General features: G+C 62.9%; 13 protein-coding genes. 11 read left to right on the plus strand and 2 right to left on the minus strand.

Translation table 11 applies throughout. The features are described 5' to 3' along the window. Positions 1 to 59 precede the first annotated feature (59 nt). The 10 genes from frr (at position 60) to lpxB (ending at position 10,528) form a co-directional block, all read left to right on the plus strand. Positions 60 to 614 carry a ribosome recycling factor gene (gene frr / locus ACYHH6_RS22065; RefSeq protein WP_112561637.1) on the plus strand — a complete coding sequence of 185 codons (555 nt, stop codon included), beginning with the start codon at positions 60 to 62 and terminating at the stop codon, positions 612 to 614. After that, positions 595 to 1,368 carry an isoprenyl transferase gene (locus ACYHH6_RS22070; protein WP_352586170.1) on the plus strand — a complete coding sequence of 258 codons (774 nt, stop codon included), beginning with the start codon at positions 595 to 597 and terminating at the stop codon, positions 1,366 to 1,368. Before frr ends, ACYHH6_RS22070 begins: the two co-directional genes overlap by 20 nt. 11 nt (positions 1,369 to 1,379) lie before the next feature. After that, positions 1,380 to 2,195: a phosphatidate cytidylyltransferase gene (locus ACYHH6_RS22075; RefSeq protein ID WP_352586161.1), complete on the plus strand. Its 816-nt coding sequence runs from the start codon at positions 1,380 to 1,382 to the stop codon at positions 2,193 to 2,195. 104 nt (positions 2,196 to 2,299) lie between these two features. Further along, on the plus strand, positions 2,300 to 3,442 hold the full coding sequence (gene rseP, locus ACYHH6_RS22080; protein WP_488500472.1) for an RIP metalloprotease RseP: 1,143 nt from the start codon (positions 2,300 to 2,302) through the stop codon (positions 3,440 to 3,442). Positions 3,443 to 3,659: 217 nt separating this feature from the next. Then, a complete protein-coding gene (bamA, locus tag ACYHH6_RS22085; protein ID WP_352586159.1) occupies positions 3,660 to 6,032 on the plus strand; it encodes an outer membrane protein assembly factor BamA in 2,373 nt (790 codons plus the stop codon). A gap of 77 nt (positions 6,033 to 6,109) precedes the next feature. Further along, positions 6,110 to 7,168, plus strand: a complete 1,059-nt coding sequence (gene lpxD / locus ACYHH6_RS22090) for a UDP-3-O-(3-hydroxymyristoyl)glucosamine N-acyltransferase (RefSeq protein WP_352586158.1) — start codon at positions 6,110 to 6,112, stop codon at positions 7,166 to 7,168. A 1-nt stretch (position 7,169) separates the two neighbouring features. Continuing rightward, complete coding sequence (gene fabZ, locus ACYHH6_RS22095) at positions 7,170 to 7,622, plus strand: 3-hydroxyacyl-ACP dehydratase FabZ (protein ID WP_142865736.1); 453 nt, start codon at positions 7,170 to 7,172, stop codon at positions 7,620 to 7,622. Positions 7,623 to 7,637: 15 nt separating this feature from the next. After that, complete coding sequence (gene lpxA / locus ACYHH6_RS22100) at positions 7,638 to 8,471, plus strand: acyl-ACP--UDP-N-acetylglucosamine O-acyltransferase (protein WP_352586157.1); 834 nt, start codon at positions 7,638 to 7,640, stop codon at positions 8,469 to 8,471. Further along, positions 8,458 to 9,360: an LpxI family protein gene (locus ACYHH6_RS22105; RefSeq protein ID WP_352586156.1), complete on the plus strand. Its 903-nt coding sequence runs from the start codon at positions 8,458 to 8,460 to the stop codon at positions 9,358 to 9,360. Before lpxA ends, ACYHH6_RS22105 begins: the two co-directional genes overlap by 14 nt. Next, positions 9,350 to 10,528, plus strand: coding sequence for a lipid-A-disaccharide synthase (gene lpxB / locus ACYHH6_RS22110; RefSeq protein ID WP_352586155.1), 1,179 nt, complete (start codon positions 9,350 to 9,352; stop codon positions 10,526 to 10,528). Before ACYHH6_RS22105 ends, lpxB begins: the two co-directional genes overlap by 11 nt. A 57-nt stretch (positions 10,529 to 10,585) precedes the next feature. Here lpxB and gltA read toward each other — a convergent pair whose 3' ends face one another. Both gltA and gltX read right to left on the minus strand, forming a co-directional pair. After that, positions 10,586 to 11,917, minus strand: coding sequence for a citrate synthase (gene gltA, locus ACYHH6_RS22115; RefSeq protein WP_142865733.1), 1,332 nt, complete (start codon positions 11,915 to 11,917; stop codon positions 10,586 to 10,588). Positions 11,918 to 12,098: 181 nt separating this feature from the next. Then, entirely contained in the window at positions 12,099 to 13,523 is a 1,425-nt protein-coding gene (gene gltX, locus ACYHH6_RS22120; RefSeq protein ID WP_352586169.1) for a glutamate--tRNA ligase, read from the minus strand. A gap of 124 nt (positions 13,524 to 13,647) precedes the next feature. Between gltX and ACYHH6_RS22125 the strand changes: the two genes are divergently transcribed. After that, positions 13,648 to 16,083, plus strand: coding sequence for a ComEC/Rec2 family competence protein (locus tag ACYHH6_RS22125; RefSeq protein WP_352586154.1), 2,436 nt, complete (start codon positions 13,648 to 13,650; stop codon positions 16,081 to 16,083). Positions 16,084 to 16,088 lie beyond the last annotated feature (5 nt).

Consider the following 16,088-nt stretch of genomic DNA (forward strand, 5'->3'; position numbering starts at 1 on the left):
AAGCGGGCTATTCGGGCCCTAAGCAGTGAACCCGGGTCAAACGGGTCGAGGAGACTAAGATGAGTGGTGAGTTCGACGACCTCAAGCGGCGCATGGATGGCGCGATCGCAGCCTTCAAGCACGACCTGGCTTCGCTGCGCACCGGCCGCGCCTCCAGCAATCTGCTCGACGCCATCCAGGTCCAGGCCTATGGCACCACCATGCCGATCAACCAGGTGGCGAACGTGTCGGTGCCGGAGCCGCGCATGATTTCGGTCTCAGTCTGGGATAAGTCGATGGTCGGCGCCGTCGACCGAGCTATCAGAGAATCCAATCTCGGCTTCAATCCGATCGTCGATGGCACCAATCTCAGGATTCCGCTGCCCGAGCTCAACGAGCAGCGCCGCAAGGAACTGGTCAAGATTTCGCACGGCTACGCCGAGAACGCCCGCGTTGCGGCGCGCCATGTCCGCCGCGACGGCATGGACTTCTTGAAGAAGGCGGAAAAGGACGGCGATATCAGCGAGGACGATCAGCGCAAGCGCTCCGATCAGGTCCAGAAGCTGACCGACGAAACGATCAGCACCATCGATCACCTGCTTTCCGATAAGGAAGCTGAAATCATGCAGGTTTAGGGTCGGCCCACACCGGCCCGAAAGCGAGACCATGGCAACGCCCGCGCATGTCGCGATCATCATGGATGGAAATGGACGCTGGGCCAAGGCGCGCGGCATGCCGCGGCTTGCCGGCCATCGCGCCGGCGTCGAGGCGTTGCGCAAGACGGTGCGCGCTGCGCCCGGTCTCGGCATTTCCTTCCTGACCGTCTACGCCTTTTCGTCGGAGAACTGGTCGCGTCCAAAATCCGAAGTCAGCGACCTGATGGGGCTGTTGAAGCTGTTCATCCGCCGCGATCTGGCCGAACTGCACCAGAGCGGCGTGCGCGTCAGGATCATCGGCGACAGGGCAGGGCTGCAGCCGGACATCAGAGGCCTGCTCGAAGAGGCCGAATCGCTGACCGCCCGCAATGAAGCGCTGACGCTTATCATCGCCTTCAACTACGGCGGGCGCGACGAGATCGTGCGCACGGCGCGCAAGCTCGCAGCCGCCGTGGCGCGCGGCGAGATCGACAGCGAGGCGATCACGGCGGAATCTTTTGCCGGCGCCCTCGATACCGCGGGCATTCCCGACCCGGAGCTGGTCATCCGCACCAGCGGCGAGCTTCGGCTGTCGAACTTCCTTTTGTGGCAGGCAGCCTACAGCGAACTGGTCTTCCTGCCCTGCTACTGGCCCGATTTCAGCCGCGAACACCTGGCCGACGCACTGCGCGACTTCGCCGGCCGCGAGCGCCGCTTCGGCGGGCTCGCCGCCCAAGATGTCGCCGCCTCGTGACCGGCAGCGGGATGAACAATCTTCAGCTTCGCATCGTCTCGGCGCTGGTGCTGGCTGCAATAGCACTTGGCCTGACCTGGTTGGGCGGGCTGTGGTTCCGCCTGCTTTGCGCCGGCATGGCGGCGGTCATCTTCTATGAATGGGCGCGCATGTCGCGCCCTGCGGCCGGTGCGGCCCTCGGATTCGTTCCAGAGGCGTTGCTTCTGGTTTTCGTCGGCGCCCTGATCGCCGGCGTGCCGGCGTCATGGCTGCTGTCTCTTGTCCTGGCCATGGTTGTCGTTGCGGCGGTCGGCGCACGCATGCGCGGCGCTGCGCAATGGGATGCCGCCGGCCTTGCCTACGCAGCGCTGTCCGGCCTGTCGCTGGCGCTATTGCGCGACGGCGACCGTTCCGGCCTGGTCGCGATCCTGTTTTTGTTCGCCGTGGTCTGGGCGACCGACATCTTTGCGTATTTCGTCGGCCGCGCCGTCGGCGGGCCTAAGCTCGCGCCATCGATTTCACCCGGCAAGACGCAGAGCGGCGCGCTTGGCGGTGCTGTCGGCGGCGTGGTCGCCGGCGTGCTTCTGGCCGCCGCCGCCGGAGCCGGCAATCTTGGCGTCCTCGCTTTGGTCGCGTTGGTGTTGTCTATTGTCGCCCAGGCTGGCGACCTCTTCGAATCCTGGGTCAAGCGCCGGCACGGCCGCAAGGATTCCAGCGCGTTGATACCAGGGCACGGCGGCGTCATGGACAGGGTGGATGGGCTTGTCGCGGCGGCTTTTGCCCTATACGTCATCGGTTGGATTTCGGTGGGCGCCGATCATCCGGCGCAGGGGCTTTTTCCGGCTTGAGCGGCATTTGACGGCGTAGAAATGGCGCGTGCCACGGATTCGCCTGGATTGATGTCACAGTCGCGGCGTCACCTTTTCGCCGTGGGTGAATTTGAGGGCACGACTTGAACGAGATACTTCACGCGTTTTTCAGCACGCAAGGCTTTGTCCTCGGCACGCTGGTGCCGTTTCTGTTCGTGCTGACCGTCGTCGTCTTCGTTCATGAAATGGGCCACTACCTCGTCGGCCGCTGGTGCGGCATCGGCGTAAAAACCTTCTCGATCGGCTTCGGCCCCGAGCTTTTCGGCTTCAACGACAGCCACGGAACGCGCTGGAAGCTTTGCGCAATACCGCTTGGCGGCTATGTCAAATTCGTCGGTGACATGAGCGCCACATCGAGCCAGCCCGGCACGGAAGAGCTGGAGAAGCTGACCGATGCCGAACGCGAAGTTGCCTTCCACACACGGCCGATCTGGAAGCGCGCGGCCACGGTGGTTGCCGGGCCGCTGTTCAACTTCCTTTTGACCATCGCCGTCTTCACCGTGATGTTTTCCCTCTATGGCCGCCCGGTGCTGGAGCCGATGGTGGCTCAAGTCACCGCCGGTAGCCCGGCGGAAAAGGCCGGTATTTTGCCCGGCGACCAATTCGTCGCCGTCAACGGCAGCAAGGTTGAGACCTTCGCCGACGTCCAGCGCCTTGTGCAGGGTCGCGCCGGCGACTCGCTCACCTTTACGATGCTGCGCGATGGCAAGGAGATCACCGTCACCGCGACGCCGGAGTTGATGGAACAGCAGGACGCGCTGGGCAACAAAACCAAGGTGGCCGTCATCGGCGTCGTCAACAACAAGGAACTCGGTCAGCCGAGAGTGATCACCTACAGTCCGATTGGCGCGCTCGGAGCGGCGGTAGAGCAGACGGGGCAGGCCATTCAGGGCACTGGCAACTTCCTGCAACGTTTCGTTGTCGGCCGCGAGGACAAATGCCAGCTGGGCGGTCCAATCAAGATCGCCAAGATGTCTGGGCAGGCAGCCAAACTCGGCTTCGAATGGCTGGTGCAACTTGTTGCATTACTGTCAGTCGGGATCGGAATTCTGAACCTTTTGCCGATTCCCCCCCTCGACGGCGGCCATCTCCTGTTCTACGCCCTCGAAGCCGTTTTCCGACGTCCGGTATCGGAGCGGATGATGGAAATGGGGTACCGGGCCGGCCTCTTTCTGGTGTTGGGATTTATGGGCTTCGTTTTCTGGAACGATCTGTTTGGGTGCTGAAATCATGAAGAAATTCGGCTTCGGCACCAGCAATGTTGAGACGCCGTTTACCATGCACGGGGGTATGCGTGACGCGAAAGCCACGCATCAGGGTTAAGTAATTACAAATTAACCAGAAGCCTTGCGTGTAGGGAAAATCCGGTTAATACGGTAGGGGAAATTACCGCACGTCCGGTTTTCTCGCCGTGGGGACTTCGAGAAAAGGTACAAAAGCCCGATGAAGGCAGCATCCAAGTTTTTGAGCGCCGCGTCCGCGGTGGCTATGTCCGCCGCTCTGGTTGTGCCAGGCGCGCTCGCCGTGCAGTTCGTTGCCACATCTGCGGCGCAAGCGGCCGTTGTTTCGAGAGTCGAGGTCAGCGGCAACCAGCGTGTCGATGCCGACACCATCCGCAATTACATCTCGATCAAGCCCGGCAAGGCGTTTTCCAGCGCCGATATCGACGATGCGGTCAAGGCGCTGTTCGGCACCGGGCTGTTCTCGGACGTCCAGATCAACCAGGTCGGCTCGGCGCTGGTCGTCAAGGTGTCTGAATATCAGGTGGTCAACCAGGTCCTGTTCCAGGGCAACAAGAAGCTCAAGGACAACGCGCTGGCAATTGCGGTGCAGTTGAAGCCGCGCAGCACCTTCTCGCAGGCAACGCTGGATTCCGACGTCGAGGCGGTAAAGGCCGCCTACAGGCGCATCGGCCGTGACGATGCCGCCGTGACGACGCAGATCATGGATCTCGGCGACAACCGCGTGAACGTGGTCTTCAACATCAACGAAGGTGGCCGCACCAAGATCGCTGCGGTCAATTTCGTTGGCAACAGCGCCTATTCGAGCCGCCGCCTGTCCGACGTCATCGCCACCAAGCGCTCAAGCATCCTGTCCTTTGTGCTGCGCGACGACGTCTATGACGAGGACAAGCTGCGCGCCGACCAGGAGACGCTGCGTCGCTTCTACTACAATCACGGCTATGCCGACTTCCAGGTGGTTTCAGCTGTCGGTGAGCTCGACGACACCACCAACCAGTACACCGTTACCATCACCGTGCAGGAAGGCGATCGCTACACGTTCGGCGATGTCAGCGTCGAGAGCACCATTCCGGAAGTCGATTCGAAGTCGCTGGAATCGGTGGTTCAGACCCACAAGGGCGACGTCTACAACGCCAAGGATGTCGAGGACACGATCATCGCGCTGACCGAGAAGGTCGCGGGTTCGGGCTATGCCTTCGCCCAGGTCACGCCGCGCGGCGATCGCAACTTCGAGAACCACACCATTTCGGTCGTCTATACGATCGACCAGGGCACCAAGGCCTATATCGAGCGCATCGAGATCCGCGGCAACGATCGCACGCGTGACTATGTCATTCGCCGCGAATTCGACGTCAGCGAAGGCGACGCCTTCAATCAGGTCCTCATCCAGCGCGCGAAGAAGCGGCTGGAAGCGCTGGATTATTTTGAAAAAGTCGACATTTCGACTGTTCCGGGCTCCGAACCTGATCAGGTCGTGCTGGTGGTCGACGTGGTCGAGAAGTCGACCGGCGAGTTCTCGGTCGGCGCCGGTTATTCGACCGGTGGTGAGACTGCAGGCCCGTCCGTCGAAGGTTCGATCGCGGAGCGCAACTTCCTCGGTCGCGGCCAGTACATCAAGGTCTCGGCCGGTGGCGGCAAGAACTCGCGCGACTACAGCCTGTCCTTCACCGAGCCCTATTTCCTCGGGCGGCGCATAGCAGCGGGCTTCGATATCTACCAGCAGACCCGGAATTTCAGCAAATACGACAGCGAGACGCTGGGCGCGACAGTTCGGTTCGGTTTGCCGATCACCGACAATATCTCGACCCAGCTGGCGTACAATATCGCCCAGGAGAAGTACAAGCTCGACGACGGTTGCGATGACACGCCTCACGATGGCGTTCCCGACGCCGACTGCGACATATCTCCTGCGATCGTCGAGGGAATTGACGAAAGCCCGTGGATCAAGTCATCGGTTAGCCTTGGGCTGGTCTACAACACCATCGACGACATGAAGAGCCCGCATGAAGGTATCTACGCCACCACGACGGTGGAAGTGGCTGGCCTTGGTGGTGATGCCAAGTTCGTCAAGGTTACCGGTCGTGGCACTGTCTACCAAACCTTGTCCGAACAGTTGGATCTGGTCGGCCTGATCTCGGGCGGCGCTGGCCATATTGCGGGCTATGGCGATAACGGCCTGCGTATCTTCGATCAGTTCCAGAGCAGCGACCGCATGATCCGCGGCTTCGAGTATGGTGGTATTGGCCCTGCGGACATTAATACAGATGACCACCTCGGCGGCACTACTTATTTCAATGCCTCGGCCGAGATGCAGTTCCCGGTACCGGTCATTCCGGAAAGCTTTGGTTTGCGCGGCGCTGTGTTTGCAGATGCCGCTACACTATATGGCAGCGCGATTGACACCCCTGGTGTCAGCCAAGTCTCAACTGACATGAAGCTGCGCGCCTCGGTTGGTGTCGGCTTGTTGTGGTCATCGCCTTTCGGCCCGATCCGTATTGACTACGCGATGCCCGTCAAGAAAGAGTCGACCGACGACGTGCAGGAATTCAACTTCGGCATGTCGAGCCGCTTCTAATGCGCGGGTAACGATGCTTCCGGGCCGTTGGGGTTCGGAAGAGAATTGATCCGACCTAGCTGGATATTGCTTCTGGAATGACCGATCCGGTGTTCTTCGCGCCATCACGCCGGTATACGGCCGGCGAAGTCGCGAATCTGACCGGCGCGGCGCTAGTCGATTCCGACCTTGCCCACATATCGATCGACGCCTTGGCGCCAGCCAGTGAAGGTGGCGAGGGCGCGCTCGTCTTCGTCGACGGCAAGCGCAATTTCGCGCTGATGCAGTCGCTGAAGGCGGCGGCAGTGCTGTGTCCCACCGAATTCGCCGCCAAGGCGCCGGCTGGCATTGCGGTTCTGGTCCATCCGCGACCGCAACAGGCTTTCGCCATGGTCGGCCGGCTGCTGTTCCCGATGGCGGCTACACCTGGGCCGATGACCAGTGAAACCGGGGTCTCCCCGCAGGCTCATGTCGATGCCTCCGCGCACATTGAGGCCGGTGCCATCATCGAAGCCGGAGCGGTGATCGGCCCACGCGCTTCCATCGGCAGCGGAACGGTCATTGCGCCCCACGCAGTTATCGGCCCCTCCTGCCAGATCGGCCGCGATGGCTATATCGGTCCAAGCGTGAGCGTCCAGTATGCGCTGATCGGCAACCGCGTCATCATCCACGGTGGCGCCCGCATCGGCCAGGACGGGTTTGGCTTCGTCGGCGGCGCCAAAGGGCCCGAGCGTGTGCCGCAGATCGGCCGCGTCATCATCCAGGACGATGTTGAAATCGGCTCGAACACGACAGTCGATCGCGGCGCCATGTCAGATACAATCATCGGCCAGGGCACCAAGATCGACAATCTGGTGCAGATCGCCCATAACGTTCGCATCGGCCGCAATTGCATTATAGCCGGGCTTTCGGGTATCTCCGGCTCCGTCGTGGTCGGCGATGGTGTCACCATGGGCGGCGGCGTTGGCCTTGCCGATCATTTGACCATAGGATCGGGGGCCAAGCTTGCGGCGAGAAGCGGGTTCATGAGCAACGTGCCGGCGGGCGAGATCTGGGGAGGCTATCCGGCGCAGCCGATGGCGGAAGCCATGCGCGAGATCGCCATGCTGCGCAAGCTCGCCAGAACGCGCAAGCAGGGCGAGGGGGGAAGTAGCTGAGATGGTGCCGGCGACGCTCGAAGCGGTCGATATATTGGGGTTGATGAAGCTTTTGCCGCATCGCTATCCCTTCCTGATGATCGACCGCATTGTCGAGATCGATGGCAACGACTCGGCCATCGGTATCAAGAACGTGACCATCAATGAGCCGCATTTCCAGGGCCATTTCCCGGACCAGCCGGTGATGCCGGGCGTGCTGATCGTCGAGGCCATGGCACAGACGGCCGGCGCGATCTGCATTCGCAGCCTCAACACGGAAAAGCCGTCACTGGTCTATTTCCTGACCATCGACAACGCGAAATTCCGCAAACCGGTCGTTCCGGGCGACCAGCTGAAGATCCATGTCAAGAAAATCAAGATGCGCGGCAACCTGCTCAAATTCGCCTGCGAGGCCATGGTGGAAGGCGCAAAGGCCGCCGAAGCCGAGATCTCGGCAATGATGGTTACCGGCTGACGGTTCGAAATGCTTATGAAAATACAGACTTCAATCCATCCCTCGGCCGTTATCGAGGCCGGTGCCCAAATCGGCGAAGGCGCCTCCATCGGGCCTTTCTGCTATGTCGGCGCTGACGCCGTGATCGGTGACCGGGTCGAACTGGTCAGCCATGTCTCGGTGCTGGGTGCGACCACCATCGGCGCCGGGACCAAGGTCTATCCGATGGCGACACTGGGCGGGCCGCCACAAAACACCAAGCACAAGGGTGGCCGCACCACATTGGTTATCGGCCAGAACTGCACGGTCCGCGAAGGCGGTTCCATGCATCTCGGCACCGATTCCAGCCGTGGCGAGACGACCGTCGGCGACAATGGCAATTTCCTTGCCTATGCCCACATTGCCCATGACTGCGTCGTCGGCAACAACGCTACCTTCGCCAATGGGGCCACGCTGGGCGGCCATTGCGAGGTCGGCAACAATGTCTATATCGGCGGCCTGACGGCCGTTCATCAGTTTGTCCGTATCGGCGACAACGCCTTTCTCGGCGGCTGCTCGGCGATTGTCGGCGATGTCATCCCCTACGCCATTGCCGTCGGCAACCGCGCCAGCCTGCGCGGCCTCAACATCATCGGCCTGAAGCGCTCAGGCCTGTCGCGCGCCGAAATCCAGGTGCTGCGCAAGACTTACAAGACGATCTTCGACCGCTCCCGCACCGTCGGCGAAAACATTGAATTCGCCAAGGCCGAGTTCGCCTCGTCGCCGACAGCCATGAAAATCATCGATTTTATCACCAGTCGCGGCAAGCGGCACTATGCCGTCCCGTCGCTTAAAGGTGGCGCCGGCGACGATGCCGATGACGAAGACTGAGGCGAGCTCGACGGGCCTCGATCTCGCGCCGGACGCCAGGGTCGGCATCATTGCCGGCGGCGGCAGCCTGCCGGTCGAAGTTGCCGCCGGCCTGGCAGAGGCCGGACATCTACCCGTCATCATCCTGGTCGAGGGTCAGGCCGACCGTCAGTCCGAGCTTACCGTCTATGAGCATGAAAGCCTCACCCTGGAAGACATCGGCTCGCTGGTCGCGTTGCTGAGGCGGCGGCGGATCACCCACCTTGTGCTTGCCGGCGAGATCAGGCGCAGGCCGCGGCTGGTCGACATGCGGCCGAGCCTTGGGCTGCTGGCGCTGATACCCTCGGTCGCCATGGCGCTTGCGCGCGGCGATGACGGCCTGTTGAAGATATTGACCCGCGGCCTGGAATCCCGCGGCGTCAAAGTTGTCGGCGCGCATGAGGTCGTGCCCCGGCTTGTCGCGGCCGAAGGGCCGCTGACCAAGGCAGTGCCGCGAAAGTCTGACTGGCGCGATATCGAAGCGGCGCATGCGGCGGCAAAGGCGATCGGCGCGCTCGACATTGGTCAGGCGGCCATCGCCATCGGTGGTCGCACTATTGCCCTGGAAGGCGTCGAGGGTACTCACGGACTGCTCGAGCGGACGCAGCAGCTGCGCGGCCATGGCAGGCTCGCAGGCAAGACGCGCGGCGTTCTGGTAAAATGCGCCAAACCCGGCCAGGAACTGCGCGCCGATCTGCCGTCCATCGGCCCGCAGACGGTCGAGGCAGCACACGCCGCTGGGCTTGCCGGCATTGCCGTCGAGGCCGGCCGTTCGCTGATCCTCGAAGGTCCCGTCGTTCTCGCGCGCGCCAATGCGCTTGGGCTGTTCGTGTACGGCCTGCCGGCCGTGGAGCCTGGCCATGGCAGCTGAGAAGCCGCTGAAGATCGCCATCGTCGCAGGCGAAGAGTCCGGTGACTTGTTGGGCGCCGACATCGTCCAGTCGCTGAAACGCATGACCGGGCGCGATATCAGGCTGGTCGGCATTGGCGGGCGGCATCTGCAGGCGCTCGGGCTGGTGCCGTTGTTCGACGGGACCGAGATCGCGCTGATGGGGCTCAGCGCCATTCTACGCGACCTGCCGCGCCTGATGCGGCGCATCGGCCAGACGGCAAGTGCGGTCGCTGCTGAGAAACCTGACTGTCTGATCACCATCGACAGCCCTGACTTTTCTTTGCGAGTGGCCAAAAAGGTCCGCGCTGCCGATCCTTCCATCCCGATCGTCCATTATGTCTGCCCGAGTGTCTGGGCATGGCGGCCGGGCAGGGCGATGGTGATGAAGCCCTATGTTGACCACATACTGTGCATCCTGCCTTTCGAGGTGAAGGAACTGAGCCGTCTCGGCGGCCCGCCCGGCACCTATGTCGGACACCGCCTCACGCATGATCCGGGTGTGCTTAGCGCGGCAAGGGCGCAAGGCCAGCCGCGCGATCTGTCGGCGGACCGCGTCAAGACATTGCTTGTGCTGCCCGGATCGCGGCGCGGCGAGGTAAGCCGGCTTATCGATCCGTTCGGCCAGACAATCTCGGCGCTGCGCGCGCGCGGACACCGCCTGCGCCTGCTGTTGCCCACGGTACCGCATGTCGCCGACCTGGTCAAAACATCGGTCGCACGCTGGGATGAAAAGCCTGAGATCATCCTCGATGCCGAGCGCAAATGGCAGGCCTTCGGCAAGGCCGATGCGGCGCTGATTGCTTCGGGAACGGTATCGCTCGAACTGGCGCTGTCCGGTGTGCCGATGATCTCATGCTACCGGCTCGATCCGGTGATGCGCATGGTCCAGGGGCTGGTCACGGTGTGGAGCGCCGCCTTGCCCAATCTGATCGCCGACCAGGCGATCGTGCCGGAGCACTACAACCAATATGTGCGACCGCGCTATCTGGCGCGGCAGCTCGAGGCTCTGTTTTCAGACACTGCCTACCGCACCTGGCAAAAGGACGGCTTTGCCGAGGTTGCACGGCGGATGGCGACCGACAAGCCCTCCGGCGATATCGCGGCGGATGTCGTTCTTCGCCACATCAAGCTTCGTCACTCCAACTAAAAAGCGCCCTTGCGGGCGCTTTTTGCAGTGTCATGGCGAAGCCGCATGCGGCTTCGATTACCGCTTTGCGATCGGCACGTAGTCGCGTTCCGGGGCGCCGGTATAGAGCTGGCGCGGGCGGCCGATCTTCTGGTGCGGATCCTCGATCATTTCCTTCCACTGCGCGATCCAGCCGACGGTGCGGGCGACCGCGAACAGCACGGTGAACATGGTGGTGGGGAAGCCCAGCGCCTTCAGCGTGATGCCGGAATAGAAGTCGACGTTCGGATAGAGCTTCTTCTCGATGAAGTAGGAATCGGTCAGCGCGATCTTTTCCAGCTCCATGGCGATGTCGAGCAGCGGATCGTCCTTGATGCCGAGCTCGCCCAGCACTTCATGCGCCGTCTTCTGCATGATTTTCGCGCGAGGATCGTAGTTCTTGTAGACGCGGTGGCCAAAGCCCATCAGCCGGAACGGATCGTTCTTGTCCTTGGCGCGGGCGATGAATTCCGGGATGTGGTCGACATGGCCGATCTCGCCCAGCATGTTGAGGGCGGCCTCGTTGGCGCCGCCATGCGCAGGGCCCCACAGGCAGGCGATGCCGGCGGCGATGCAGGCGAACGGATTGGCACCAGACGAGCCGGCAAGACGCACCGTCGAGGTCGAGGCGTTCTGCTCGTGGTCGGCATGCAGGATGAAGATACGCTCCATGGCGCGCGCCAGCACCGGGTTGATCTTGTATTCCTCGCACGGCACGGCAAAGCACATGTGCAGGAAGTTGGCGGCGAAGTTCAGCTCGTTCTTCGGGTAAATGAAAGGCTGGCCGATATGGTATTTGTAGGCCATGGCCGCGATCGTCGGCATCTTGGCGATCAGCCGCATCGAGGCGACCATGCGCTGATACGGGTCCGAAATGTCGGTGGAGTCGTGATAGAAGGCTGACAGCGCGCCGACCACGCCGCACATCACAGCCATTGGGTGCGCGTCGCGGCGGAAGCCGGTGAAGAAGCGCGACATCTGCTCATGCACCATGGTGTGGCGCGTCACCCGGTAGTCGAAATCGTCCTTCTGCGCCTTGGTCGGCAGTTCACCGTAGAGCAGCAGGTAGCAGACTTCGAGGAAGTCGCCGTGCTCAGCCAGCTGGTCGATCGGATAGCCACGATGCAGCAGGATGCCGGCATCGCCATCGATGAAGGTGATCGCCGACTCGCAGCTCGCCGTCGAGGTAAAGCCGGGGTCGTAGGTAAAGGCGCCGGTGGTGTTGTAGAGCGCACCGATGTCGATGACGTCAGGCCCGACCGAGCCGCTTCGCACCTTGAATTCGTGCGTCTTGCCGGCCAGTTCGAGCGTGGCAGTCGACGGGTGCGTCGTCTTGCTGCCGGTTTCCAGTTTTGTCGCAGCTTCGCTCATTCTCAAACTCCTTCATGTTCCTCATGCCGGCAAGGCAATTCCTGCTAACGACACGTCGAAATCACCGGAATGCGCGAACTCGCCACCGCATTTTGGGAGGTGCGTGCCAGATTGGGCCAGGGCCTAATGTTGCACTGCGAAACGCGCCTTTCAATGCCAATCTTCTTGGGCCAGTTCGCTCCTAATCGATTTGATCCGCAATCCGCGCCAGGCTTTCGTCGCGGCCGAGCACGGCAAGCACGTCGAAAACGCCGGGCGAGGTGCTGCGGCCGGTAAGGGCTGCCCTCAGTGGCTGCGCCACGGCGCCGAGCTTGTGGCCGCCAGCCGTCGCGAACTCGCGCACCGCGGCTTCCGCCGCAGCGGCCGTCCATTCGCCCGAAACTGTCTGCAATGCCGCGTGTGCGCCACGCAGGATCGCCGGCGCGTCGGCGTTAAGCAGTGCGGCCGCCTTCTCGTCGATCGGCAGCGGCCGCTCGAGGAACAGGAAGCCGGCGCCGTCGGCCAGCTCGACCAGTGTCTTGGCGCGCTCCTTCAGGCCAGGCAGGGCGGCCAGCAGCTGCGCCTTCCTGGTGTCGTCGAGGCGGTCGGCGAGCGCCGGGCCGCCTTCGAGATAGGGAAGAGTGGCGACGAAGATGTCGAGCAGCGCGTTGTCATCCATCTTGCGCATGTGCACGCCGTTCAGCGCGTCGAGCTTGGCGAAGTCGAAGCGCGCCGCACCCTTGTTGACGTCGCCGATGTCGAACCATGAGATCATGTCCTTGATCGACATCACCTCGTCGTCGCCATGGCTCCAGCCGAGGCGGGCGAGATAATTGAGCAGCGCCTCGGGCAGATAACCCATGGCGCGGTAGGCCTCGACGCCGAGCGCGCCATGCCGCTTCGACAGCTTGGCGCCGTCGGCGCCATGGATCAGCGGGATGTGCGACATGGACGGCACCTCCCAGCCCATGGCGTTGTAGATCACCGTCTGGCGCGCGGCGTTGGTCAGATGGTCGTCGCCACGAATGATGTGGGTGACGCCCATGTCGTGGTCGTCGACGACGACGGCATGCATGTAGGTCGGGACACCATCCGAGCGCAGGATAATGAAATCGTCGAGATCCTTGTTGGGGAAGCGCACCTCGCCCTGCACGCGGTCATGCACCACGGTCTCGCCCTCGGTCGGCGCCTTGATGCGGATGGCGCCTTTGACTCCGGCGGGCGCCTCGGAGGGGTCGCGGTCGCGCCACGCACCATTATAGCGCGGCGGCAGGCTCTTGGCGCGCGCCGCCTCGCGCATCGCCTCTAGCTCAGCCGGTGTTTCGTAGGCGTAATAGGCCTTGCCCAGGCGCACCAACTTCTCGGCCACCTCGCGGTGGCGCGGCGCACGCTCGAACTGCGAGACGGCCCCGCCATCCCAGGACAGGCCGAGCCAGGTAAGCCCATCGAGAATGGCCTGGGTTGCCGCTTCCGTGGAACGCTCGCGATCGGTGTCCTCGATGCGCAGAAGCATCGTGCCGTCAGTGTGCTTGGCATACAGCCAGTTGAACAGCGCCGTGCGCGCGCCACCGATATGCAGGTAGCCGGTGGGCGAGGGGGCAAAACGGGTGACCACCCTGTTGGACATGGCAATTTTGTTGGACATTGCAATTCTCGGGCAAGGCTAGAAAACGGGGGGCGTGATCGCGCGGACTTTCGCGCTTTGCGCGTTCATGTAGCATAGGGGGTCTGGGGCGCAAGGGGCAGACCCGATGGCTGGACGTGGCCGGGGCGAGGATCAAGGCGAGGGCGCTGCGACAAGCGTCAACGAACGCTCCTTGTTTGCCGATAGTCCCAACGCCGAGCCGATGCCCGTCGCGCTGCCCGAGACGCGACCTGGCCTCCGGCCTTTGTCTCCGAATGACACTGCGTCGGTGCCGGTCGCTGTGCCCGGATCCGCCATCCGTTTGCGTAGGCTGCTGCGCCGTTCGACATGGCCAGCAATCCGTCGCAGCCTTGCCGTGGCCGCCGGCACCGAACTCGACCGCGGCGTCGCCTTCCTGCTTGTGCCGGTTTTCCTGGCGGCCGGCGTCATCATTTATTTCTCGCTGGCCAGCGAGCCGGGCTTTGCCCAACCAATCGCGATTGTGCTGCTCATGGCCTGTTGCGCAGCCGTCGCGCGGTCCTGGCCGAAGACGCATCTGCTCTGCGTGGCCGCGATGCTGTGCGCGCTCGGCGTCGTCGCCGCCAAGGTCGAGACCTGGCGCGCCGGAACGCAAATGCTGGGCTCCGAGATCCAGACACGGCTGACCGGACGCGTCGTCAGCCTTGAGGAGATGGAAAACGGCCGCGTCAGGCTGACGCTCGACATTATTTCCACCGCTCACCCCAAGCTGCGCTACGCGCCGGAGCGGGTCAGGCTCTCGGCGCGTGGGATTCCGGCCGATATGACCGCCGGCTCCCTCATCGCCGGCTATGCCAGGCTGTTGCCGCCGACGGGTCCGGTGCGACCGGAGAGCTATGATTTCTCCTTCGACAGCTATTTCGCCGGTATCGGCGGCAGCGGCTTCTTTCTCGGCAATCCGAAAACCATTGCTTCGCAGGGCCCGCCGCCGCTGACCGCACGGCTCTCTTCGGCAATCGAGAATGCGCGCGAAAACATTGCCGACCATATCAGGGGCAAAATCGGCGGCGCCGAAGGCGAGATTGCCGCGGCGCTCATAGTCGGCGTGCGCGCCGGCATTCCGGACGAGGTCAACGAGGCTATGCGGCGCACTGGCATCTACCACATCATCTCCATTTCCGGCCTGCACATGGCGCTGGTCGCCGGCACCATCATGGCATTGTTGCGCGGCGCCTTCGCGCTGTTTCCCGATTTCTCCTCGCGCCGGCCTGTCAAGAAATATGCCGCCGCAGCGGCACTTGTTTCCATCGCCGCCTATCTCGTCATTTCAGGCATCGTGGTTGCCGCCGAGCGCAGCTTCATCATGCTGGCGGTCATGCTTGTCGCGGTGCTGTTTGATCGCGCAGCGCTGACCATGCGCAATCTGGCGATCTCGGCCATCGCCGTCATCCTTGTGTCGCCGCATGAGGTTGTCGGCCCGAGTTTCCAGATGTCGTTTGCGGCCACCGCCGCCCTTGTCGGCGCCTATGCCGGCTGGGCCGACTACCGTGCCGACAAGGTGAGAACGCCGCCCGCAAGGCGCTCGTTCGTCGGCTTTCTGTCGCGAAGATTCCTGCTGGCCATGGGCGGCCTCGCCATGACCTCGATCATTGCCGGAAGTGCCACCGCGCTATTCGCCATCTGGCATTTCCAGCGCGTGTCGCCGCTCAGCCTGCTCGCAAATCTGGCCGTGATGCCGATTGTGTCGTTGATCGTCATGCCCTTCGCCGTGCTCAGCGCGCTGGCGATGCCGTTCGGCGCCGATGGACCGTTCCTTTATGTGATGGGCAAGGGCCTGGCGGCGATGATCGCCATCTCCGCCTGGATTTCTCAGCGCTCGCCGGTCGATGCCGTCGGCCTGATCTCTATCCGCTCGGTGCTGCTGGTGGCGGTCGCCCTCGTCATCGCCACCATGGCCACCACGTGGCTGAGGCTGGCGGCCGTGCCTTTCGCGCTGGCCGGCCTGTTGACTGTGCCACAGGTGCGCACGCCCTATGTGCTTATCTCGGAAGATGCGCATCTGGTGGCATTGCCGATCGGCGGCGGCGAACTCGCGCTCAACCGGGAACGCTGGAACGAATTCACCACCGATAATTGGAAACGGGCATTGAGAGCCGAAACCATTATCCCGCCTGAGATTTTCGAGGCAACGGACACGCGGTTCGATCTAGACCCGCTCGACCTGCCGCCAGGCTCGCCCTTCTATTGCACAGGCAATCTCTGCATTGCCCGGCATCCGGCCGGAGCCATCATCGCGCTGGCAAAAGACCGCAACACAGCGCGGCCAGCCTGCGCTTTCGCGAGCCTGATCGTCATCGACGACGCCACCGCCTACAATCCGTGCCGCGACCCGCTGGTGCTGGTCGTGACCAAGAAGCAACTTGCCCGCGATGGCAGTGCCGCCGTCTTCTTCGACCCACAATCGGCCGCGACAGCGCCAATGATCCGTTTCGCCGTCGACAAGCCCTATCGTCCCTGGCACGAGCAACGCCGCTTCTCACGCGAAGCACGCGGTCTGCCGCCTTACAAGCATCGCGAAAAGTAAGCCGG

It is taken from the genome of Mesorhizobium sp. P171375 (assembly GCF_057786075.1).